This window comes from Silvanigrella aquatica, from assembly GCF_001907975.1.
GTDB lineage: Bacteria > Bdellovibrionota_B > Oligoflexia > Silvanigrellales > Silvanigrellaceae > Silvanigrella > Silvanigrella aquatica.
The window spans coordinates 219,759-241,814 of the sequence record NZ_CP017834.1 but is presented as its reverse complement, the minus strand read 5'-3'; the positions used below and the strand labels follow the sequence as shown (position 1 = coordinate 241,814).

20 protein-coding genes and 1 tRNA gene are annotated in these 22,056 nt (G+C 31.3%); 11 read left to right on the top strand and 10 right to left on the bottom strand.

Going from position 1 to position 22,056, the window contains the following annotated elements; all coding sequences use genetic code 11:
• Positions 1 to 19 precede the first annotated feature (19 nt).
• From AXG55_RS01035 to AXG55_RS01010, 6 genes are all read left to right on the top strand, one after another.
• On the top strand, positions 20 to 871 hold the full coding sequence (locus tag AXG55_RS01035; RefSeq protein WP_148696301.1) for an MBL fold metallo-hydrolase: 852 nt from the start codon (positions 20 to 22) through the stop codon (positions 869 to 871).
• A complete protein-coding gene (rsmI, locus tag AXG55_RS01030) occupies positions 871 to 1,719 on the top strand; it encodes a 16S rRNA (cytidine(1402)-2'-O)-methyltransferase (RefSeq protein WP_148696300.1) in 849 nt (282 codons plus the stop codon). Before AXG55_RS01035 ends, rsmI begins: the two co-directional genes overlap by 1 nt.
• Positions 1,720 to 1,971: 252 nt before the next feature.
• A complete protein-coding gene (locus tag AXG55_RS01025; protein ID WP_148696299.1) occupies positions 1,972 to 3,537 on the top strand; it encodes a VTT domain-containing protein in 1,566 nt (521 codons plus the stop codon).
• Positions 3,538 to 3,789: 252 nt separating this feature from the next.
• Positions 3,790 to 4,083 carry a lysophospholipid acyltransferase family protein gene (locus tag AXG55_RS01020; RefSeq protein WP_148696298.1) on the top strand — a complete coding sequence of 98 codons (294 nt, stop codon included), beginning with the start codon at positions 3,790 to 3,792 and terminating at the stop codon, positions 4,081 to 4,083.
• A gap of 199 nt (positions 4,084 to 4,282) precedes the next feature.
• Positions 4,283 to 5,233, top strand: coding sequence for an acyl-CoA desaturase (locus AXG55_RS01015; RefSeq protein ID WP_148696297.1), 951 nt, complete (start codon positions 4,283 to 4,285; stop codon positions 5,231 to 5,233).
• 152 nt (positions 5,234 to 5,385) lie between these two features.
• Positions 5,386 to 5,622, top strand: a complete 237-nt coding sequence (locus AXG55_RS01010) for a hypothetical protein (protein ID WP_148696296.1) — start codon at positions 5,386 to 5,388, stop codon at positions 5,620 to 5,622.
• 52 nt (positions 5,623 to 5,674) lie between these two features.
• Here AXG55_RS01010 and AXG55_RS01005 read toward each other — a convergent pair whose 3' ends face one another.
• From AXG55_RS01005 to AXG55_RS00995, 3 genes are all read right to left on the bottom strand, one after another.
• Positions 5,675 to 6,211 (bottom strand): hypothetical protein, encoded by a 537-nt coding sequence (locus tag AXG55_RS01005; RefSeq protein WP_148696295.1) that lies wholly within the window; start codon positions 6,209 to 6,211, stop codon positions 5,675 to 5,677.
• Positions 6,180 to 6,404: a hypothetical protein gene (locus tag AXG55_RS01000; RefSeq protein ID WP_148696294.1), complete on the bottom strand. Its 225-nt coding sequence runs from the start codon at positions 6,402 to 6,404 to the stop codon at positions 6,180 to 6,182. The genes AXG55_RS01005 and AXG55_RS01000 overlap by 32 nt, the downstream gene beginning before the upstream one ends.
• Positions 6,405 to 6,456: 52 nt before the next feature.
• A tRNA-Arg gene (locus AXG55_RS00995) sits at positions 6,457 to 6,533 on the bottom strand.
• Positions 6,534 to 6,735: 202 nt separating this feature from the next.
• On the opposite strand from AXG55_RS00995, the gene AXG55_RS00990 reads away from it, so the two are divergent.
• A complete protein-coding gene (locus AXG55_RS00990; RefSeq protein ID WP_148696293.1) occupies positions 6,736 to 7,893 on the top strand; it encodes a ComEC/Rec2 family competence protein in 1,158 nt (385 codons plus the stop codon).
• Here AXG55_RS00990 and ligA read toward each other — a convergent pair.
• From ligA to AXG55_RS00970, 4 genes are all read right to left on the bottom strand, one after another.
• Positions 7,882 to 9,852, bottom strand: a complete 1,971-nt coding sequence (gene ligA / locus AXG55_RS00985) for an NAD-dependent DNA ligase LigA (protein WP_148696292.1) — start codon at positions 9,850 to 9,852, stop codon at positions 7,882 to 7,884. The two genes, AXG55_RS00990 and ligA, sit on opposite strands and share 12 nt — an antisense overlap.
• Positions 9,853 to 9,942: 90 nt before the next feature.
• Positions 9,943 to 10,416 carry a hypothetical protein gene (locus AXG55_RS00980; RefSeq protein WP_148696291.1) on the bottom strand — a complete coding sequence of 158 codons (474 nt, stop codon included), beginning with the start codon at positions 10,414 to 10,416 and terminating at the stop codon, positions 9,943 to 9,945.
• A 199-nt stretch (positions 10,417 to 10,615) separates the two neighbouring features.
• Positions 10,616 to 12,025, bottom strand: a complete 1,410-nt coding sequence (locus AXG55_RS00975) for a helix-turn-helix domain-containing protein (RefSeq protein ID WP_148696290.1) — start codon at positions 12,023 to 12,025, stop codon at positions 10,616 to 10,618.
• 26 nt (positions 12,026 to 12,051) lie between these two features.
• On the bottom strand, positions 12,052 to 14,400 hold the full coding sequence (locus AXG55_RS00970) for a DNA translocase FtsK (RefSeq protein ID WP_148696289.1): 2,349 nt from the start codon (positions 14,398 to 14,400) through the stop codon (positions 12,052 to 12,054).
• A 49-nt stretch (positions 14,401 to 14,449) separates the two neighbouring features.
• On the opposite strand from AXG55_RS00970, the gene AXG55_RS00965 reads away from it, so the two are divergent.
• From AXG55_RS00965 to AXG55_RS00955, 3 genes are read left to right on the top strand one after another with little or no spacing between them, the layout of a single operon-like run.
• Complete coding sequence (locus tag AXG55_RS00965) at positions 14,450 to 15,178, top strand: EI24 domain-containing protein (RefSeq protein WP_233231282.1); 729 nt, start codon at positions 14,450 to 14,452, stop codon at positions 15,176 to 15,178.
• Between the two features lie 52 nt (positions 15,179 to 15,230).
• Entirely contained in the window at positions 15,231 to 15,599 is a 369-nt protein-coding gene (locus AXG55_RS00960; RefSeq protein WP_233231281.1) for an Hpt domain-containing protein, read from the top strand.
• Positions 15,596 to 16,555: a polysaccharide deacetylase family protein gene (locus tag AXG55_RS00955; protein WP_148696286.1), complete on the top strand. Its 960-nt coding sequence runs from the start codon at positions 15,596 to 15,598 to the stop codon at positions 16,553 to 16,555. Before AXG55_RS00960 ends, AXG55_RS00955 begins: the two co-directional genes overlap by 4 nt.
• A gap of 17 nt (positions 16,556 to 16,572) precedes the next feature.
• On the opposite strand, the gene AXG55_RS00950 is transcribed toward AXG55_RS00955, so the two are convergent.
• From AXG55_RS00950 to AXG55_RS00940, 3 genes are read right to left on the bottom strand one after another with little or no spacing between them, the layout of a single operon-like run.
• On the bottom strand, positions 16,573 to 17,550 hold the full coding sequence (locus AXG55_RS00950; RefSeq protein WP_148696285.1) for a hypothetical protein: 978 nt from the start codon (positions 17,548 to 17,550) through the stop codon (positions 16,573 to 16,575).
• A gap of 7 nt (positions 17,551 to 17,557) precedes the next feature.
• Positions 17,558 to 19,660, bottom strand: coding sequence for a polysaccharide deacetylase family protein (locus AXG55_RS00945; protein ID WP_148696284.1), 2,103 nt, complete (start codon positions 19,658 to 19,660; stop codon positions 17,558 to 17,560).
• Between the two features lie 6 nt (positions 19,661 to 19,666).
• Positions 19,667 to 20,974, bottom strand: a complete 1,308-nt coding sequence (locus AXG55_RS00940) for a glycosyltransferase family 2 protein (RefSeq protein ID WP_148696283.1) — start codon at positions 20,972 to 20,974, stop codon at positions 19,667 to 19,669.
• Positions 20,975 to 21,123: 149 nt separating this feature from the next.
• On the opposite strand from AXG55_RS00940, the gene AXG55_RS00935 reads away from it, so the two are divergent.
• Entirely contained in the window at positions 21,124 to 22,056 is a 933-nt protein-coding gene (locus tag AXG55_RS00935) for a response regulator (protein WP_148696282.1), read from the top strand.

The following is a 22,056-nucleotide window of genomic DNA, read 5'->3' as shown; positions in this document are numbered from 1 at the left end:
TAAATGGAGTTCTCATCTCATGGAGATTTTATCAATAGAAGGCAACACGCAAATGTTAGATGGCGGAGCCATGTTTGGCAATGCTCCCAAAGCCATGTGGCAAAATTGGATTTCATACGATGAAGCAAATCGAATTCCATTAGCGTGTCGTGCTTTATTAATAAAAAATTATAATGGTAAAAATTTATTATTTGAAGCAGGAGTCGGCTCCTTTTTTGATCCAAAACTAAAAGATCGTTATGGAATTATTGAAAAAGAGCATGTTTTATTAAAAAATTTAGACAAAGTGGGACTGACTCACGAACACATCGATGCCGTTATTTTATCACACCTCCATTTTGATCATGCGGGTGGTATTTTGTCCGCTTTTGGTGATGGAGAAACAAGGCTTTTATTTCCAAATGCAAAATTTTATGTGGGACATGATCAGTGGAAACGAGCTTTAAGCCCCCATCCTCGTGATAAAGCATCTTATATTACGGAATTAAATCAATTATTAGAAAAATCAAATCGTCTCGTTTTAGTAGAAAATAATGGTAAAAGTGATTTAGAACCTTTTGTTACCTTTCATTTTTCAAATGGTCACACTCCTGGTCTTATGCTAGCTGAAATCCAATTAAAAGAAGGACCTTTGGTATTTGCCAGCGATTTAATTCCAGGATTTGCTTGGGTTCATTTACCCATCACCATGGGCTATGATCGCTACCCTGAGCTCCTCATCGATGAAAAAAAGAATTTGCTGGAAGATCTCATTGCGAAAAATGGAAATATATTTTTTACTCATGATGCCAAACATGCTTTTGGCAAACTAAAACGCGATGAGAAAGGCAAATTTTTTGCCGAAGTGTTTGAATACTCAAAAGGAATATAATGACAACTGGTATACTGTATATTGTAGCTACCCCAATTGGTACCTTAAATGATTTTTCTCCAAGAGCAAAAGAAATTTTATCTACTGTAAGCTTTATTGCCTGCGAAGACACGAGGCATTCCGGAAAATTATTAAGTTATTTTGGAATTAAATCACAATTCGAAAGCCTTCATACACACAATGAAAAAAATAAATGCAGTTATTTAATCGATAAAATTTTAAATTCAGCGACAAAATCTGCGGCCATTATTACCGACGCAGGCACACCTTGTATTTCCGATCCAGGCTCCCTCCTTGTCGCAGAAGCGCATGAAAAGGGAGTTTTAGTTCAAAGTATTCCTGGCCCGAGTAGCATGACTGCCGCATTAGCGGCCTGTGGATTTATTCAGCCACGCTATCTTTTTTCTGCTTTTTTAGGAAGAACACAAAAAGAACAGTTTTCAGAGTTCGAAAAATGGCAGGCTGTTACTCCTTGTCTTGCTGTCTTTTTTGAAAGTCCTAAAAGATTATTAGCAAGCTTAAAAAATTTAGACATTTTTTTTCATGAACAAGAAATAAAAATATGTGTATCAAGAGAAATTTCTAAAAAATTTGAAGAACATAAAATAGGACTCATTAAAGAAATAATTCACTATTTTTCAGAACAAAATGAAATTCAGGGAGAATTTGTAATTACTCTAAATTTACCCAAAAATGAGATGATGGCAAAATCTATAGAAGAAGCTGCGATAGAAGCAGAAAGATTATCAGAAAAAGGACTACCTCTTAAAATAGCGTGCAAAGAAATTGCGGAAAAATATAATTTAAATTCGAAGGAATTATATAATAAAATAAATAAAGATAGATAAACTCAATCTTCTTTTATTGAAATATTTTGTTTCCTTTAAGTAGATTTTCTAAATTTTTTTTCCTTAAATTGCTTTGCCAATGTAAAAATAGGATACAGCATTATATCAATCGAGCATAACTTCTTTCTTTTTTAAACTTTCAAAATTATCTATATTTATCAAAAAAATAATCAATAAGGTGACACTTGATTTTATTTTTAAAAATGTGTCAAAATTAATATATAAAATTTTTCTTTTTAAAAGAGTTCACGAATGCTTTATTTTTACTCTATATTTATCGGCACATTTATTCTTGAAGATATAGCAATTGCCTCAAGCATTATTTTAATTAATCAAGGTAAAATTTCATTTGCCGAAGCATTTTTAGCATGCTTTTTAGGTATATCAATTGGCGATCTCGGATTGTATTTTATAGGTTTTATAATTTTAAAATTTAATTTAGAAAAAAAAGTTAAATTTTTAAAAAAATTAAAAAATATGAATACAAAAAATTTAATGACTTTTTCAATTATTGTATCCAGAATTATTCCGGGAACAAGAATGCCAACATATATTGGCGCAGGTATACTAAAATATCCCATATTAAATTTTATAATTATCACATTAATAACTGTAAATTCATGGACTATAATTGCACTAATTAGTGGAAAAGAGTTATTTAAAACTTTCACAAATCACTGGTTTATAGGATTTATAATTATTGTTCTATTTTTTCATACTATAAAATTTATAATTCAAAAAATTTCGAGTTATTGGGAATTAAAATCACTTTTGTATTCATGGAGAAAATTTTTATATTTTGAATTTTGGCCGTCATTTATTTTATATATCCCCTCATTTTTTATCTACATTTTTTTGTCTTTAAAATACAAAAGCATATTGATACCATTTTATGCAAATAAAAATATCATCAATGGTGGCTTAATAGGAGAATCGAAGTGGGATTTTCTAAAATATCTAGATAGTGATGATTCATCAACACTAAAGTGCATTAAATTAAATAAATCAAAATCATTATCTCATGTTTGCAAATTATTATCAGATAATAAATTTTATTATCCGTTAGTATTAAAACCAGATTTCGGTCAAAGAGGATTTGGTGTTCGTATTATTCAAAACGAAGAAGAACTCAATAATTATATTTTAACCAGTGATTTTGATATTGTAGTTCAAAAATTCAGTGCATATGAAAATGAAGCAGATATTTTTTATATAAGATATCCTGCTGAAAAAATGGGAATGATATTCTCTATAACTAATAAGGTTTTTCCCTTTATTATTGGTGACGGAAATAAGAATATTGGAAATTTGATTCTTAGCGATAAAAGAGCACGCATCATATCATCTATATATTTTTCACGTCTCAAGGATAAGCTCAATGAAATACCTTGCCAAGGAGAAAAAATTTATTTATCGAAATGCGGAAATCATTGCCAAGGCACTATTTTTCAAAATGGAACGCATTTAATAACTGAAAAATTAACTTTAGAAATTGATCGCATCTCTAAACAAATTCCAGAATTTTATTTTGGCCGTATCGATTTAAAATACAAAAATCAAGAAAGCTTAAAAGAAGGAAGAGATCTTGAAATTGTTGAGATTAATGGAGCAGGCGCAGAGGCCGCTCATATATGGGTCAACAACAAAACATTGGTAAATGCTTATAAAACATTATTTACGCAATGGAAAATATTGTTTGAGATAGGTCATGCAGTCCACTCAACAAGCATCAAAAAATCAAATGTCAATCTTAAATTATTTATAGTGTCATTTGTAAAATATTTTTTTCGCGATAAAAATTTTACAATTTCATCTTAAAATAGAAAAAGATAATAATTAAGAAATATTTTTTAAATAGAGGTATTATTTTCTAATATAACTTTGCTTCTGTATCACATTATTATGTGGATTTTTGAATGAAAAAAATTATTAATTCATCAATGATAATAAGTTTAATCAGCTTTTTATAAGAGATAATATGACATATATATTTCTTTAAATATTTGTCACATATTTAAAATAATTAAATAAATCCTTTAAAAAAGGTTAAACAATGAGCAATAAATTCAAATGAACTTTATTTTATTTCTTTACAAAATTATTCTTATATTTCAAACAGTAATATCTTATTTTATAATATCTATTTTAGTTAAAATCATTTTTAAAAATAAATTTATTCTTTTAATATTTAAATTAAATTCTAAAGAAGAAATAAAAAACATTTCAAATATTTTAATTAGTGGTTTCAATGTTATTATTTTTCCTGAAGCAACAACCTCAGATGGATCAATGCTACTCGATTTTAAAAGACCCTTATTTAACTCTGCAATAAATTCATGCTTTACTCCTATTTTAAATATTTAATTTATGCAGGGAGATGATCATTATTCCTTTGAAAAAGCATGCACTCTTTGTATTTTCATTTCTTTACGGATAATTTAATTCAATAATTTCAAACAGATACCATCTTTACAATACTTTTACGTTGATAAAGCCTATTTAATTATAAAATAGATAAAGTGACAGCGGCATTGAGCCGTTAATTCAAGTTATTGAGGTGTTTATGAAATTAAGGGAATCGGCTTCTATCGTGAAGTTCAACTGGCGAAATTTCTTATGGATTTCAGCAGTGCATGCAATTGCATTGACATTATGCTGGTTTTTCTTTACATGGCCTGCTTTTATTGCCTTTGTCATTATGCACTACTTGTGTGGGATGGTAGGAATTACCTTTGGTTTCCACAGGTTACTCTCCCACAAGGGGTTTAAAGCTGTAAAACCTTTAGAATATTTCGTGGCTTTCTGCGGTACTTTAGCTTGCCAAGGGGGGCCTATTTCTTGGATAGGTCAGCACCGCGTGCACCACGCTTATTCCGATAAACCAGAAGATCCTCATGATATGAATAAAGGCTTTTGGCACTCACATATTGGGTTTATCTTCAATCGTCGTGCGGACTTAAACTCAGTTGAAGAAGTTTCACATTACTGCCCCGACATTGCACGCAACAAATATTACTTATTCTTAGAAAATAATATGATTTTAATTCAAATTGTTGTTGGTCTGCTTATATTAACTTTAGGTGGCTTTCTAGGTAATACTCCCGGTTTCGATTGGTACAGTGCTATCAGCTTCACAGTTTGGGCCGTCTTTGTCAGACTTGTAAGCGGTTACCATGTAACATGGTTTGTGAATTCAGCAACTCACAAATGGGGGACACGTCCTAATAATACCAACGATGATTCACGTAATAACTGGTGGGTAGGACTGATTGCCTTCGGTGAAGGTTGGCACAATAACCACCACGCGCAACCCCGTGCCGCAAAACACGGATGGGAATGGTGGCAATTTGACCAAACTTGGATCATGATCAAGGTATTAAAAAGTTTCAAATTAATTTATGATATAAAATTACCAAATCGCGATGATAAACCAATAACAAAAATATCTAAAAAAATGGAATCTGAGAAATCATTGCTGACCACTTCCGAAATTACTCACAAAAAAGCCGTCTAATTAAAATTTAAAAGCTTGCAAAAACTTATTTATTCATAATAAATAAGTTTTTTCTTTAATGAATGCATTTTTTTTCGAGTAGATCATTCAAATAAAACAGAGTATAGCTTAATAAATTAATGCCTGTGTTTTTTAAGTAGGGGTATATCACAATGAGCGAAAATCAAGCAAAATCGAACCTTGTTAAATCAACTGTAAAAACTTGTCGTGATGGTTTTGATAGGCATCACCACATGGTCACACCTGTTGCCGAGTATTCGGGAATAGGATGGTTTCTCGTCACATTTGGCATTACAACACGCCCTTCTAAAATCAAATACACTTGTCGCAAATGCAATGAGGTCATTGAAGAAAGTTCCAGCAAAGAGGATCTTGATAATAATACTTAATTTAAAAACCAGCTATTAAATGATTGTCATTACAGCACAACTCTATGCCTATTTAGATCTTATTTGACTTTGGCAATTCTGTATTATTTTTTTTAATAAATAAATGGCTCGGAGAAATTCCTAAAACCGCTAATAAGATATATAAGCCAATAAAGGCTATTTTATTTTCAATTTGTAACCAAAAAGAACTAAAAAAAACTATCAAACCAATACAAAGCGCCACGTAAAATTTGACATGACGATGTTTCTGCTCTCTATATTCAATTTCTAAATATTTCATTTGACTTAATACTTGTGAGTCCACAAGTTTTTCACTCATTAATTTCTTGTGTTCGGAAGCCTCTTTTTCAAGATTGCGCCGATGAACAGATTCCGATTCAAACGAATACATCATTTTATCGATAAAATTGGGATAAAGTTCTTGATAAACTCTTGTCTCTTCAGGTTTAGGTAAAAAATGGTGAAAATTATTAGAATTTTGAAAGACAAAACCTACTTTTGCAGATGAATTTTCATTTTGTTGCTGTTTAAAAAGACTTAAAGAACTATGAGGGATATTATGAATTTCGGGTTCTCTCTGCAGATTCACGGTTCATATCCTTGTCTTCAATTTTTAACTTTGCATTGGCAAAGTCTGAGGACAACTTCATAGCATCGATTCCTAACTTATTCAAATCATTGTTAATTGCTATATTTGGAGTCGGAGCAGAAGAGTAGATCGCAGGCGTGTGGTGGAGTCTTTCTAAAAACTCCTCTATTTCAGAATAGTCAGCAAAAAACATAAGCCCCCCTCATTCGTACGCACTCATTCATAGACATAACACGGGACTAAGATGGCGTCACCAGCAGGACTCTAACCTGCGACCCCTTCTTTAGGAAAGAAGTGCTCTATACAACTGAGCTATGGCGACTCATTTTATATAATTTGCAAAAAACACCTGTGCCGTCAAGCTGAATAGACCCTAAGTTCATTATGCGATAAAAAATTTGCTTTGCCACATACAAATGAATTCTTTTTTGCCGCTTTTGATTCATTTTTGAACTCTAGCAGTAAAACCTTAAAAAGGTAAGGCAAAATCACAACTCCTCTTACAACTCGGGAGCTTCACTTTTATGGCAAAAGAAAAACACTTAAATCTATCTATTAAAAATCAAATTGCAAAATCTATTTTTTTCTCAATATTAAGCTATGTCACTATTATCATTTTATTAAATGATTTACCGTTATTTATTAAGGAAAATGGTTTGTTTAAATTAATTATAAATTTATCTTCATGGGCTGAAAACAAAGCCATGCTCATATCTGAAAACATGATTGAAAAAAACTTAGCACTTAATTTTCTTGGAAATATTAGAAAATTGAGTTTCAGTGAAGCAAAATCATTGCAAAGCTCGGGACTCATGCACCTCCTCGCCATCTCAGGAGGACAAGTTGTTCCCTTAGCTATGCTATTTAGCTATTTTTTATCTAAAATCACATTTACAATTCTAAAAAATATTGTAAAGCCATCTCTATTAATAAAAGTCATATATTATGTAAAATTGACTTCTTCATTACTCATTTCACTTTTAATTTGCTCCCTATTTGGCTGTACAGGGGCACTTATAAGAGTCTTTTCGCTGTTTTACTTTATTCAATTGCCTACAATCCAAGCTCAATACATATCTATATTTAAACAATTTCCTTATATTATGAATCAGACATTTTCAAAAATTTCAGTCATCATTTTAACCTCATTTATTTTCGGAAACGTATTTATTAATTATTCTTTTTTACTCTCTGCATTAGGAGCCACAGTAGCACAAATGGCGATTTATTTCTCAAATTACTTACTTCAAGAAAATCATCTTATTTTTAAAACTGTTTTAAGTACAACTTTAACTTCTTTTTTTACAGGTTTCATCCTTTATCCTTTTTCAGAAATCAATTTAATGAATTCCTGTTTAGCAAATATATTAGCTCTCCCTGTAGTTTGCTTTTTTATTGCACCGTTATCTTTACTCGCTTTATTCATACCTGATCAATTTTTATTCTATCCCATTATTATTAAATGTCTTGATATCTCATTGTTTTTTTTAAAACAAATTTCATTTGCATTCGATAATCCCTATGCAAATATAAACCCATTTAATAAACAAAATCCTCTTTTTACATTAAATGGACTTTTATATTTAAATACGATTCTTCTCTTTTTATGGATTTCAATGGATTGCTATAAACAAAAAAAACTATTTTTAGCTCGCATGAAATTTGCAAATTTAAAATTTTGAAGCAAACTCATTTTCTGTAATTATTGTAACATTATGCTTAACTGCATCTTTATATTTTGAAGATGAAGATGTTTCATTACATACAAGAAAATCTGTCTTGGCACTCACGGCAGAAACTAATTTAGCACCAACTTTATCAAGCATTTTTTTATACTCATCCCGAGGACGCGAAAGTGACCCTGTAATGCAAATATGTTTGCCAAAATAAGGATGATCACTCTGACTTAAAACTTGAATACCAGATTCATCATCAAGCACTTCAACATATTTTAATAAATTTTGAATTAATTTTTCTTTGTCTTTTAGGGATTCAACAAAATCTTCTGCGGATTTTTTCGCCCAACCTTTTTCCTCTAGTAAACTTTCCATTTTTAAATTCAAAACATTTTCTAAAGTAACGCATTTTTTTGCTACTTCTTGACATTTAACAGCACCACCGCGCTTTAATCCCAACGAAGTTAAAAACTGGGCTAAAGGTATTTTTTTTGAATTTTGAATAGCAGCTATGACGTTCTCAGAAGATTTTTGAGCAAAACCCTCAATCTGTAAGAGATCTTCCACTGTTAATTTATAAAAATCAGCAGGTTCCTGGACGAGTCCGGCCTCTCTTATTTTTAAGACAATTTTGTCAGATACGCCCATAATATCGAGCGAAGAAACAAAATAAACCAAGCTTTCTTGATCTTTAAAGTTACAAGATCTTTTTTCAAGGCACATTAAATCGGGACCCTGACGTTTTAAAGGAAAGCCGCATTTGCATACCTTTGGAAGAACAAAGGGAGTGCCGGAAGGCGCTATCAACTTCACGATAGCAGGAATCACTTCTCCGCTACGGATGATTTCCACTTTTGCACCTACGGAATAGTTACCTTGTTCAATAAACTCCGCATTATGCAACGTAGCATAAGATATTTTCGCACCAGATAACTCTACTGTTTTTAATTTTGCACGAAAACTTATTTTACCACTGCGTCCAATATTTTCTTCAATAGCTAGAATTTCCGTTTGCGCCGTTTCGCCCGCTTGCTTAAATGCAAGACTTCCTCTTGGGTGATGTGCTGTAGTCCCTAAATTCTCCCAAATTATTTCATCACGAAAACGAAATACAATGCCATCAATTTGATAGTCTCTCGATTTTTCATACCATTTTTCTAAATCCTGTGATAAATCCGCTGCAGATTGAGGAGCCGAAAAGGGAGCAATATGTTCAGTATTTTCTGAAAATCCTATTTTTTGTGTTAATTTCATTTTTTCAAAATAATCGGGCTCAATATGAAATATATTTGGAAATTCTTTAGCTGAAATATGCTGATTTTTATTATCAAATACTAGTATATCATAAACACAAAATTGCAAAACTCTTAAGACATCAACAGCCTCTTCTACCTCTTTCCTACCTAAGGTTCCAGGAACAGCATTGCGAAAGCTATCAAAGCGATCCTCAAACATTTTGAACTTAGACAAAGGGAAATAGACTTCACCGCGAACTTCAAAGGTACAACCAACCCATTTTGGATTCATTTCAATTTTTTTTGGGATATTTTGTATATGAAAAACGTGCTCAGAGACATCTTCGCCGAATTTACCATTGCCCCTTGTTGATGCTCTTAAAAATCTCCCCTGCTCGTCATACTCAATAGCAAGAGCCATACCATCAATTTTATCCATAATGACGCAAGGATTTTTGCATAAAAATTCAAATAAATCCTCAATGGAATACGTTTTAGCAAGTGATAACATAGGAAGTTGATGTGGAATTTTTTTGCCCGAATTTTCAAACTTATATCCTACCATAGATAATACGGGATGATGTGGGGAAATTTTTTTCAAATTTTCCTCCATGGCATCGAATTCAGCATCACTTATAATGCTACGTCCGCTATAATAAAGTTTTTTATGATAAAGTATTTGAGAAGCAAGAACTTCAATTTGTTTATGAGAATGTGTATTTGTCGACATAAAATCAGCCCCCCTCTAAGCTAAAAAGCGTTATAACAATCAGAAAGGGCAAAGGGCAAGTGTGCATTTCAGAAAGCAAAAAAATTGTTTTTATTGCACAGGATTAATACAATCGTTTACAAGTAAGTTGTTCACTGTAATGAGAGCTCTTTTTAGAAATCTTTTTCCCCCATTTCTGGCAAGCTGAACAGAGCCTAACTGCAATTGGAAACAATAATATTGCCTTGTCAATTCGCTATCACCAAAACAATTTATAGATTCCAAATAGGAAATTCTATTTTCTAATTTCAAAATTGTATTATAATATAATTCATTAATATTATTTATTTGGTTATAGCTTTTAAAAAAAGAAACTTCCTTGTAATTTTTTATACACTTCTCTAGCAATAATTCTTTAGTAACGTCGATAAATCCATGGCTTCTTGCAAATTCAAATTGACTTTGATTATTCTTTAAACATTTTTGATTAATTTTTTGTACTTGATTTTCAGTTAAATATTGAGAATATACATTAAATGCTATTAAAAAAGAATAAATGAGTATACATTTTGTTATTTTGTACATTTTTTATCCCTATGAAAAGTCCTCAATAAGAGAAGTAATCTCTCATTTAATCATTAAAAAGTCAAATAATTATTTTTAATGCTATTTTAATTTTTGATAAAAAATACTCATGATGTCTTAGATTAGTAAAATTGATTAAAAAGAAAGTAGATAACCAAAATATTTATAAATAAATTTATTTTTAAATTAAGATATGATTTTATTCTACGTACGGTCTAGCATTTAATATAATTTTTCTTTTTCTTCCCGCATACCCCAGAGCACCATGATCAATTCCTTCATAAATTAGATTCACTTTGGAAGCATCTGAGATCACGATTTCAGCATTATTTTTAAAGGGAACATCGAGAACGCCAGAACCATGAATTCCTGAAAAAATTTGTTGCCCGTCTGCTTCAATCGTAAGATTCACTTTTGAAATGATATTTAGTTTTGCAATACGTTCCACTTCAAGAACGTTTGATACTTTTTGAGGAGAGGAGGCATTTTCATTTTTTCCCTTTTCCGCAACTGTTTGTGTCTGTGGAGGATATTCGGCAGCCTTAGCATCTTTTGTTGTTGCTGGGATATTTGAATTGACTAATGAATTTGAAAGGGGCTCACTTTCACCAATATCGCTTTCAATTTGCTTAGCAGATAAATTAGTTTCTTTAATTTGATTTGAATTTTTAGAAAAAAGAAATAAACTCACAAAGATAAAAACCATTGCAACGCCCAATACAACAACAACTTGTAATGGATTTAATTCAAATAGTTTCTTTTTTGGTTCCGCTTCTTTTTTGGGTTCTTTATGAAATGAAAAAGGAACTTCTTTTTTAATCTGTTGAAAAACTTCAGAACTTTCTTGATGAACTACAACATGTGATGGTTTTATTTCTTGTTCCAGTGCAGCTGCTGGCACAGAAACAACTTCTGAATAATTCCTTTTAATAGGTTCCGCATTAGGTAAGTTTGATTTGGTATGAATCACTTCACGTGTTTCATACTCAGGCTTGGCATGAGATGTTTTATTATGCTCAACTTCAAGACCTAATACTTCATAAATATTTGGGGTTACAATTGATGCCGGCGTTGTTGAAGTATTTCTTTGATTAAAAACAGGTCTTGTATAGGCTTTTGAAGTCTGATTTGGTAAAGAATGGGACTCATCAAAACTCGACGGAGTAGATTCATAGGAGGAATCATAATTAGAATTTTTTTTAAAATCACTCCTCGAGATAGAACGGATCACTTCCGCAGATTCCTCAGCGGCTGGGTTGTATTTTGATTTTTTAGATACGGAAGCCATAAGACTTTCCGACTGTTTTTCTATCATCACAGTTTGCAGATGATGAAAAGCTTCAAATTCAGGAATGGCAACAGCTAATTCACGGGCATAAAGCCTTATAAGTCCCCTCCCATTTAATCCCGGAGGAAGAACATCCCAATCACCAATTTCAATGGCTTCAATGTAACGATCTCTGATTTTAATGCGCGCCGAAACCTGTGACGGTGAAAGCCTTTTCATCTCGCGAGCTTGACGCAAGCGACTCCCCACAAGTGCCGCAGTTTCATAGGTAACGCCAAGTGCATTTTTATCAATCTGGTATGCGGCTTGGGTCATATTCATACTCCACAATCCTTTAATTTCAGAATCTAAAATCTTTTGATAACAGGCCTTGGTTTGCCAGACGACTCTGCTTGTCCCACCACACCTTCAAGAATCATTCTATCCATTAAGCGAGCCGCACGGTTATAACCTATTCGGAATTCTCTCTGAATACTTGAAGTGCTGACATTACCTACTTCCCTCGCAAACTCGACAGCTCTTTCGTAAAGTGTATTTTCATCAATCGTCTCATTATCATTCGATAAAGTAAGTGGACTTATTTCGCTCCCTTTGTCATTTTTTTGTCTTAAACCAAGGGAAGCCCTTTCAATTTCTTGAATGACGTTGGTTTCATAAACGGGAGGATAAAACTTCTTCAATTCTGCTGCAATAACATTAATTTCTTTATCTGTTACATAGGCACACTGCGCACGAATGACCTTGCTAATACCAGGGGGAAGGAACAACATGTCGCCTTTTCCAAGTAGTTTTTCAGCACCCATATTTTCAATAATTGTCCTACTGTCATGCCGCGAAGCCACCTGAAAACTCAAACGACAGGGCAGGTTGGCTTTAATGACCCCGGTTAAAACATCCACACTGGGACGTTGTGTTGCAAGAATCAAATGAATTCCAGCAGCACGGGCTTTTTGAGCAAGTCGTTGAATACTGTCTTCAACATCTTTTGGTGAAGTCATCATTAAATCACTTAATTCATCAACCACCACCACAATATAAGGCAATTGATCTACTTTAGGCTGTTGCGGATCGAGTTGTTTAATTTCACCATTTGTCACAGCATTATTGTATGCCATGATATTTCTGACTTGGTAATTTTTCATGAGCTTATAACGGCGCTCCATCTCATCTATTGCCCATTTTAGAGCTCCGGCCGCTTTATCAGGCTCCGTAACAACAGGCATTAACAAGTGCCCCACACCATCGTACACAGACAGTTCCAGCATTTTAGGATCGACCAGAAGCAAACGTAATTGTCGCGGTGTTTTGCTCATCATTAAGCTCATAAGCATTATATTTATGCAGACACTTTTACCAGAGCCCGTAGAACCTGCAACTAGCAAATGAGGCATAGAAGACAAATCAGCAATTAACGGAGAACCATCGATATTTTTACCTAAGGCAACAGGCAGTGGAATATTTGCATTTTGAAATAAAGGTGATTCCATAACTTCTCTTAAAGAAACGGTTTCTCTTACTTGTGCAGGGAGTTCAATGCCTAAAGAACTTTTTCCTGGTTGTAGCCCAATTAAAACACTTTGCGCTTTTAAAGCAAGAGAGAGATCATCTTGTAAAGAAAGAACTTTATTTACTTTAATTCCTGAAGCAGGTTCAAATTCATGCAAATTAATAACAGGACCATTTTGGCTTTTTATAACACTTCCTTTAACGCCAAAGGTTGCCAATTTATCCTCTATAAGACGCGCCTCTACTTTCAATTTTTGCTGTTCAATTTCAGGATTTTTCTTAAAATTATTTTTATGATATTCAAGTTTTTGTATTAATAATTCAAAATCTTTTTTATTTATTGAAAAGTTAGATTCTGTTGATATTTTAGAAAAGGTAACATCATTTAAAATATTATTATTGTTACTTGCATTCTCATGAGCTATAGAATGAATTTGTTTTCTATCATCAACATTAATAATTTGCCTTTTATTTTCAAAACTTTTTTTGAAAATATCTTCATGTGACATTGGCAAAGTCTCTTTTTCAGCCCCCTGCTCACCAAGAGCACCCGCTAAGTTTTTAGCGGAACGAGAAGGAAAAAGAGATAAAAGATAAGCAAATGAAGCCAGAGGACGAATGCCTAGAGCAAGAGTTAAACTTGCTAAAACTCCAATTGATAATATTATAATAGAACCCATATTTCCTATATAGGTCACAAAAAACTTAGCAATCATATGACCAATAATTCCACCAGAGTAAACATCAACACCGCGGAAATGAAACACGGGAGAAATAAGTGACATCAATCCTAGGTAACAAATAATCAATTGAGGATAACCAAAAACGCGCAAGCCAAAACGACTACGTTGCCTTGGTCTTCTAAAAGTATTCAACAGCTGTACAATAAATATCATAGAAAAAACGATGGAACCCAATCCGCAAACTTGAAAGCTCCAATCAGCGATTGAAGCACCTAAGAGTCCAAACGTATTAGAAACATGAGCTGTATTTGTTAAGGAATAAGAACTGATATTAAAGGAGCTGGGATCGGCTGGATTATAAGTAATAATTGAGACAAAAACACAAAATGTGACTCCAAGAAGTAATATGTGCACATATTCTTTCAAATACTCTCTATCTTCCGCTTCATTTTTTTGCAGTTTATTGCTTAAAGAATCTTTATTTCTTACATCTGTCGAAGATACCATTGAGAGTCTCCATAAGTCACACTATTCTATGCTTGAAAAGGAGGGGAATATGACCCATTCGCCGTTCCACCAAATTTTTTTAGGCTTTAAAGCCCCTGTCTATTCTGTCAGATTTTTTTTACGCAATAAAGTTTTGTTACTTTTAGGCATCGGTCCTCATATCATTAATCTCTTTATATACTTCTGGATTATCCGAAGTATCGTCATTGCCAAATGGGTTAAACCTCTTTTTCATTCCCTTGAATTACGTTGGGAAGGAACTTTCGTGGCTCCCCTGTTTAATCCGGTTTTGATTGAAGTTGTCATATGGATAATCGGGGTACTTCTTTACGGTATTTTTGGCACCGCCTTTGTCAATGCCGTTGCCAGTCCATTATACGACATAATTGCACAAAAAGCATATGAAAAAACATCAGGTAGAAATATTCCAAAACAAACCTTTATGGATTTTATTGACAGCATCATTTCCGAAATTACGAAAGCCGTCGTCATTATATGTCTTGTTATTATTTCTCTTTTTGTTCAAATATTTGCACCCCTCGTTTTCTTTGCGGCCATTTGGTATTTAGGCTGGAATAGTATCGATCGTACCTTACTTTTAATGAATATACCTCTAAAAAAAAGACTCCGTTTTGGTTTAAAAAATTGGGGATTGTGCATTGGACTCGGATTTTGGAACTATATTCCCATTATTGGAGCTCTCATGGCTTTTGCCATGGCCGCAGCAGGAGCAATCGCCGTTGCTAAACATGAAGACTGTAGTGAGGAGAGAAATTGATTGTTATTAAAAACATGTCATGATAATTTTAAATATAAAAAAGGATGTGCCCATGACTGATAATATAAAGCATATCAATAGTCAGACCATAGAAGGTCTAAAAATGCTTCAAGAAGACGGCGAACCCGATTTTTTGGCGGATTTAATTGATACTCTTCTAAAAACAACCCCACAAAAAATAGTAAACATCGATAATTTTTTAAATCAAAATGATCTCGTTGCTGCCTCTAAAGAATCTCACTCTATTAAATCGAGCGTGCGCGCCCTTGGAGCTGAAAAACTTGGAAATATCTGTCAGTCATTGGAAGATTTAAAAGCAACAAATAGGGTTGATGACGCAAAAAATATTTTTTCTACCTTAAAAGAAGAATATGAATTAGTCACAAAGGAATTAAATGAAATAAAGGGTTCATTAAAATGAATTTAATTTATTTTATTATTTTTTCAATATTAATTTTTTTTCCTATTGAATTATCAGCTACTGAAGAAAATATATTTAAATTTAAAAATACTGTAGAATTAGGAATCACTATTGATGATTTACCAGCTGCAGGCCCCGACATTCCCTTTATGACTCGTCAAGAAGTGTCGGATAAGTTAATAAAAACTTTAAAAGAAAAAAAGGTGCCTGAAGTTTATGGATTTGCAAATGGCACATTACTTTACAATACTGAAATGCAAAAGAAAATATTAACTGATTGGAAAAAAGCAGGATATTTAATTGGCAATCATACATTTGCACATTTAAATTTAAAAAATGTAAGCGCTGAAGAATACATTAAAGACATAGAACGCAATGAATCCGTTTTAATTGACCATGCTTCATCGGTTTCTGAACTCAAAGTATTTCGCTACCCTTACTTAATGGAAGGTGAAAATCTTGATAAAAGGTATTCAGTTCGCAGTTATTTTAAAAATAGAAATTATAAAATTGCTCAAGTCTCAATTGATTCTAGCGATTGGGACTTTAATGAAGCCTATTTAAGATGTAAAAAACTAAATTTGAAAGAAAAAGAAAATGAACTTGTTGAAAAATATATTAAAAATATAGTTGAAGTTTTAAAGTATAATGAAGCATTATCAAAATATATTTATGGTCAAAACAGAAAAACTCCACAGGTTTTATTACTTCATTTCAACTCTTTAAATGCAAACTATTTAGGATTAGTGTTAGATAAAATCAATAAAATGAATGTAAAGTTTGTATCAGCTTCTAAGGCCTTTAACGATTCTATTTTTCAAGAAGATTCCGCAATTCCTATGGCAAGTGGTCTTCCTTTTTATGAACAAGTGAGAAGATCGCACAATTTAAAATTTGAAGGATATCCCTTTCCTGAAAATAATACGAAATGGCTAAATAAACAATGTGAAGAATAAAATTAAAATTATTTAAATCAAATCATAATATTTAAGCCCACACCCGCTTCATTTGAAAACCATAAATTTCCATCTTGAATAGAATTAATTCGATTATAAAATACATAAATATTATTACTATTCCTATCTCCATAAGTTACACGACTAGAAAATCCTAAACTATTACCACGAGTGCAACTGTCTTTATCCCAAATTCTATTTAAATGAAATTCTAAATTTAAAAATAATACCTCTTTTACAATGGGAAAATCTGCTTCCGATCGAAATCCATAGGCCATGAAAGATGAAGGTGACCAGTAATTTGATGTTGTATATTTATATGATGTATTTTCATATCCAATTCCTACTAAAATCCAAGGAACATCAATAAATAATCCATACAATAAAGAAACATTAGTAATAGACTTTTGATTTTGATCTGATAAATAAAAATAATTTTCAATAATTCGTGTTATAATTTCGGGAGTAAAATTTATGTTTAGAGCAGTATTCAAAGAATCTGCGGTTAATCTATAATTAATCCCACCAGGCTGAATAGTATACGTATATGCAAAATCTCTATTGGCACTTACAAAACCACTAAAAACGTCTTGAATAACTAAAAATGCTTTTAATTCCCCTACAAATATATTACCAATATCCGTATTTAAGTTATCATAAACGCGATGGTCTCCACCAGAAAAATCTAATTCAAATTCCGGTGAAAACTTTCTACCAATAGAAAATAAAGCACGTTGGCCATTGTAGTTTGTCGTGCCATTATAACCTTGAGTCGATACAACAGAACCTGCAAAATCCCAGGCCTCAGGATATTCATTGTCGTAAGGATTCATTGGATCTCTTCGGTTATTCCGAAACTGCATAATACTGCTATGCATAAACATATTATCAGAAGACTGATTATAGTTATACTGTGTATTAAATATTGCGGGCTCATCAGCGTAAATAATTACATAATCAATAGAAATTAAAAATAATATAATATATTTTAACATTTTATACCTACCTAAAATAAACATTTAATTTTGAATTTTTAAGCATTTTTTTAATCAAAATCATTTTAACATTATTTTTATTATTTTTTATAATCTTAATACTATTATTTTTATCCCCATCGATAATTTCTCTATTAGTATCAATAAAAACAAAAATATCAGTTACATCATAGGGATTAGAATTATTAACCTCTAAAAATAATTTATTTTCTTCATTGTTTTGATAAAATGTAGTATAAATATTCTGTTTTTCAATCCACCATCGCGCAAGTTGAATAAAATTAGTTTTCCAAACATTTTTATCTTTTAAATATTTAAAAAACTGATCAATCCCCTTTTCTAAGCTCTTTGTAGTTAGGCTTTTTGAAGGAAAATTAAAAAAACCAGCTCCTTTTAAAACCTCTACTTCATGAAATCTTTTTTGAAAATCATTAAATATCATTGTTGAATTATGAAATTTAGAAGTTTTATACATAGTTAATTCTTTTAAATTATATTTTGGAAAATAAATAAAAGATCCCTCGTTCATGAGTACGGGAGAAAATCTAAATAAAGTTTGATTTCCAATAATATAAGTCATTTTATTTTGAATCACTGCATTCATTGTGGTGGTATCAAAGCGATTTTGCGGAGGTTTAAAACCATATACTTTATTATGCCAAAACTCTTCGAGTAGTAAACGAGAATTTTGAATATTTTCAAACTGATTTTGCAAAGTATTTCCCTGCAATATAGCATCATTTTCACTGGCAGAAGCAATTTCGATAATTTTATTTTTCTCATCTTCAACCAAAGCAGATTTTTTTTGTAATCTTTCTGCAGAAATAAAAAGACTTACTGGAAAATCATAGTCCTTAAATAAATCCTTATATTTTTCTGCATTATCTGAATCGTCATCAACTTCAATAGAAGGGACAAAAACGGAATTAAACTCACCTTTCCAAGTAGAAACAACAGCCATGGGATTTTTCAAAACCCATTGCAAAGCATGAGCAATATACAAATCTAAATAAAATAATTCATTAGCTTTCACCTTATCAGGTGTAACAGGATCTAATGCAAACCAAGCTGCCCGCATTTTAGGATGCTCTACAAAATTAGAACGTATAATCATACTTTCCGAATTTGAATATTTTTTTATTTGTGACTGTGTATTTGACTCAAAACTTGAGGATATGCCTGTTTTAGAAATTGCTATAAAATTGTTGTCAACAGGAAAGATATTGAGTTGCATTCCTGGGGAAATATCACACCAAGGAACATTATTGCCCTCAAAAACAGTGGGGGAATTATTTTTTTTGTCATCATTTTTTTTAAATTCAACGCCAAATATTTTTTCGCTTAAATTCTTGTCACTTTTTACTCCTAAGCCATCAAAATATCCAATATTCCCTGTAGCAAACAATCCAATTTCATTATTAAATAATTTTTCTATTTCTTTTCTCGTTACATACTTAATCGAATTAAGCTGAGGAATTAACAATAAATCTATTTCATTATTTTTCTTTAAATCTGTTATTATTTTAAAATTTAATTTTTTTCTCTTAAAAAATTCGACCCATAGATTGACAGCATTAGAGTGATTTTTCAAATTTTCATTTTTACCTTTTGATTTAAAAATACCGATTTTATAATTATTTAATTGTTTAAAAACCAAATTCAAATCATCAATTTTTTTATCTGATATATACTCTACTAAATCAGGATTTTCAATCAATGTATTCAATTGATATTCTTTTAAAAGTCCTCCAGATATAAGTTCTTCATATTTTGCTGAATCAATGGTTTTTTCACCAAGTTTAAAATAGCTAAATAAATATCCAACAAGGAAAGATAAAAAAATGATTCCACTAATTATTCCAAAAAAATATGTTAATGTTTTTCGATCACTCAGTTTATTATCAAATTCATTATCCTTTTCTTTCTCCTTTATTTTAATATAAGGTGCATATTTTTTAAAAAAAATGCTCTCTAATACTATATTTGTATTTTTTTGATTGAACTTCAATAATTGCTTCACACGATATAAAAAATATGTCACTAAGGTAATAAAAAGCGTTGCTAAGCATAGCGATAATACAAATATACTTAATATATTTTGAATTATCATACTTTTTTACATACCCTTTCTATCCAATTTAGCCCATGTCATTGGCAAACTTAAAAGCTCGTCTAAAATTGAGAAAAATTTAACAACTTCCATTGAAAATCCATATGTAATACGATTAATGGCAGAATATAATATTAACGAAAACGACCTTTTTTCGGTAACAACACAAAATAAAGTAACCGTCATATCAAGAATAACGAGTTGATAAAAGAAATATCCTATAAATGAATTTGTGTGGTAAATAAGGGTATGAACAATCGCAAACATACCAAATAAGAAATTTGCGCTAGGAATAAAGACAGATTCAATAATCATATAAAATATAATTGTAAAATTTTTAAAGCTCTTATGCGGCTTGATTAACCAAATAATATTTTCTCGAATGGCTTGAATAATACCACGTGTCCAACGATACCGTTGTGAAATAAGAGAATTAAAATCTTCAGGTGCTTCTGTTACAGCAACCATGCCAGGATCATAAATAATTTTAAGTCCTGCCATCAGTAGACGAACCGTAAGTTCACAATCTTCAGCGAATGTATTTGAACGATAACCACCGACTTCTTGAAGAAATGACTTTCTAAATAAGCCAATAGGTCCCGGAACAACAATGACCATATTTAAAAAAGACTGAGCGCTTTTAAATAAATTCAAACCCGAAACGTATTCAAGCCTTTGAAAAGAGGTAATGGCATTGTTTACATTTCCAATTTCAACACTACCAGCTACGGCCGCAATAGCAGGATCAACTTCAAAATATTTCATTCCTGTTTCAATGGCATCAGAATTTAAGACACTGTCCGCATCCATACACAAAACAAAATCCCCATGGGACTCAATAATAGCCCGGTTTAATGCACTGGCTTTACCTGCATTTTCTTGATGAATGGCTCTAATTTTTCCTTTTCTTTCTAAAAGAGCTATGACATCAATTGTTGTATCGCTTGACCCATCATCGACAATTAATATTTCAATATTAGGATAGCTCATTCCTAAAACGGATTTAGCCGCATTATTAATTACTTTTTCTTCATTAAAACATGGGATAATAACTGTGACTAAAGGAAAATATTTAATTTTTTCTGGGGTTTTATAGAAAAATTTATTTGCAAAACTTAGCATTAAATGCAGAACAAGCCTTGAGAATAAAAAAAGCATATAAAATTTCATGCCATTGAAAAACCAAAGTTCAATTCCTACCAAGTCATTAAAATCAAAATTTTTGAAGAAGATAAAAATGGAAAAGGAACAAATAAAAAGAACAACGACTATTAAATATAAAACTTCGTTATCTTTTAATTTAATTTTAGACATAAAATCCTTTTTATTAAAAAATAAATTTTATCAATGAGTTATCGGGATCTTAAAAAATTGAATAATAGATATATTTTGCTCATGACAAGAATTTGACTAAAAAGAAATTTATTAAAATCTAAATTATAATTAAACCTAAGGAAACTGACATGACAGAAGAAAACAAGAACATAAATTCAGAAAAAAAATTTGAAGAAACAGCTCCCCCTGTTAAAAAGAAAATTCTATACATTGATGATGATGAAGTGTCTCAAAAAATTATTTCAAAAGCTCTTTCAAGGCATTTTGAAGTGATTAGCGAGCTTTCAGGCACAAATGCCATGGTTTTAGCAGAAAAAGAAAATCCAAATTTAATTTTACTTGATTTAAATATGCCTAATGTTGACGGATTTGAAATATTAACATTTTTTAGAAATCATCCCATTTTGTCATCAATTCCTATTATTTGCGTAAGTGGAGATAAAGAAGAAAACACAAGGCGACGGGCCAATGAATTAGGCGCTACAAAGTATATGCCAAAGCCTATTGATATTACGCAGGTATCTAATGATGTTAAAAACTTATTACATATATTAAATAATCGTATAAAAAGTTCAAATGGAAATATTGAAATCTTTATAGCCTTTAATTCTTCTGAAAAAGATTTGGAAATAAAAAAAGATATTTTGAATATCCTCAGCCAAGGTAAAAATATATTAGTTATTTCAGTACAAGATGGAAGGTCTTTTTTCAAAAATATTGAAATTTCAAATGATACTTTTGAATTAGGTCGCTTGGTTTTTTTACAAATGAAACCATCACTTATATCTCGCTTGCCTTATTTAGAAGAGTTTTCTTCAGTAATATATGATATAAAAAAAATGATTAATTTCGAATTAAATTCATACCATTTATTTTTTGATAGTCCAGAGGTTCTTTTTAATATAGATGACATAAGTCAGTCAAATTCTTCTCTTCATCTCGTGAGTAATTCATTAGCTTCTTATTTTCAAAATATTTCATACTATACCAAATCAAATAAAAATCCTAAAATATCTTTAAATATAAATTCCATGGCAAAAATATTAGTTGGAAACTTTTAA

Coding starts and splice junctions, on each gene's coding strand:
- AXG55_RS01035 (WP_148696301.1), top strand. CDS start 20: ATGGAGATTTTATCAATAGAAGGCAACACGCAAATGTTAGATGGCGGA.
- rsmI (WP_148696300.1), top strand. CDS start 871: ATGACAACTGGTATACTGTATATTGTAGCTACCCCAATTGGTACCTTA.
- AXG55_RS01025 (WP_148696299.1), top strand. CDS start 1,972: ATGCTTTATTTTTACTCTATATTTATCGGCACATTTATTCTTGAAGAT.
- AXG55_RS01020 (WP_148696298.1), top strand. CDS start 3,790: ATGAACTTTATTTTATTTCTTTACAAAATTATTCTTATATTTCAAACA.
- AXG55_RS01015 (WP_148696297.1), top strand. CDS start 4,283: ATGAAATTAAGGGAATCGGCTTCTATCGTGAAGTTCAACTGGCGAAAT.
- AXG55_RS01010 (WP_148696296.1), top strand. CDS start 5,386: ATGAGCGAAAATCAAGCAAAATCGAACCTTGTTAAATCAACTGTAAAA.
- AXG55_RS01000 (WP_148696294.1), bottom strand. CDS start 6,404: ATGTTTTTTGCTGACTATTCTGAAATAGAGGAGTTTTTAGAAAGACTC.
- AXG55_RS00990 (WP_148696293.1), top strand. CDS start 6,736: ATGGCAAAAGAAAAACACTTAAATCTATCTATTAAAAATCAAATTGCA.
- ligA (WP_148696292.1), bottom strand. CDS start 9,852: ATGTCGACAAATACACATTCTCATAAACAAATTGAAGTTCTTGCTTCT.
- AXG55_RS00980 (WP_148696291.1), bottom strand. CDS start 10,416: ATGTACAAAATAACAAAATGTATACTCATTTATTCTTTTTTAATAGCA.
- AXG55_RS00975 (WP_148696290.1), bottom strand. CDS start 12,025: ATGAATATGACCCAAGCCGCATACCAGATTGATAAAAATGCACTTGGC.
- AXG55_RS00970 (WP_148696289.1), bottom strand. CDS start 14,400: ATGGTATCTTCGACAGATGTAAGAAATAAAGATTCTTTAAGCAATAAA.
- AXG55_RS00965 (WP_233231282.1), top strand. CDS start 14,450: ATGACCCATTCGCCGTTCCACCAAATTTTTTTAGGCTTTAAAGCCCCT.
- AXG55_RS00960 (WP_233231281.1), top strand. CDS start 15,231: ATGACTGATAATATAAAGCATATCAATAGTCAGACCATAGAAGGTCTA.
- AXG55_RS00955 (WP_148696286.1), top strand. CDS start 15,596: ATGAATTTAATTTATTTTATTATTTTTTCAATATTAATTTTTTTTCCT.
- AXG55_RS00950 (WP_148696285.1), bottom strand. CDS start 17,550: ATGTTAAAATATATTATATTATTTTTAATTTCTATTGATTATGTAATT.
- AXG55_RS00945 (WP_148696284.1), bottom strand. CDS start 19,660: ATGATAATTCAAAATATATTAAGTATATTTGTATTATCGCTATGCTTA.
- AXG55_RS00940 (WP_148696283.1), bottom strand. CDS start 20,974: ATGTCTAAAATTAAATTAAAAGATAACGAAGTTTTATATTTAATAGTC.
- AXG55_RS00935 (WP_148696282.1), top strand. CDS start 21,124: ATGACAGAAGAAAACAAGAACATAAATTCAGAAAAAAAATTTGAAGAA.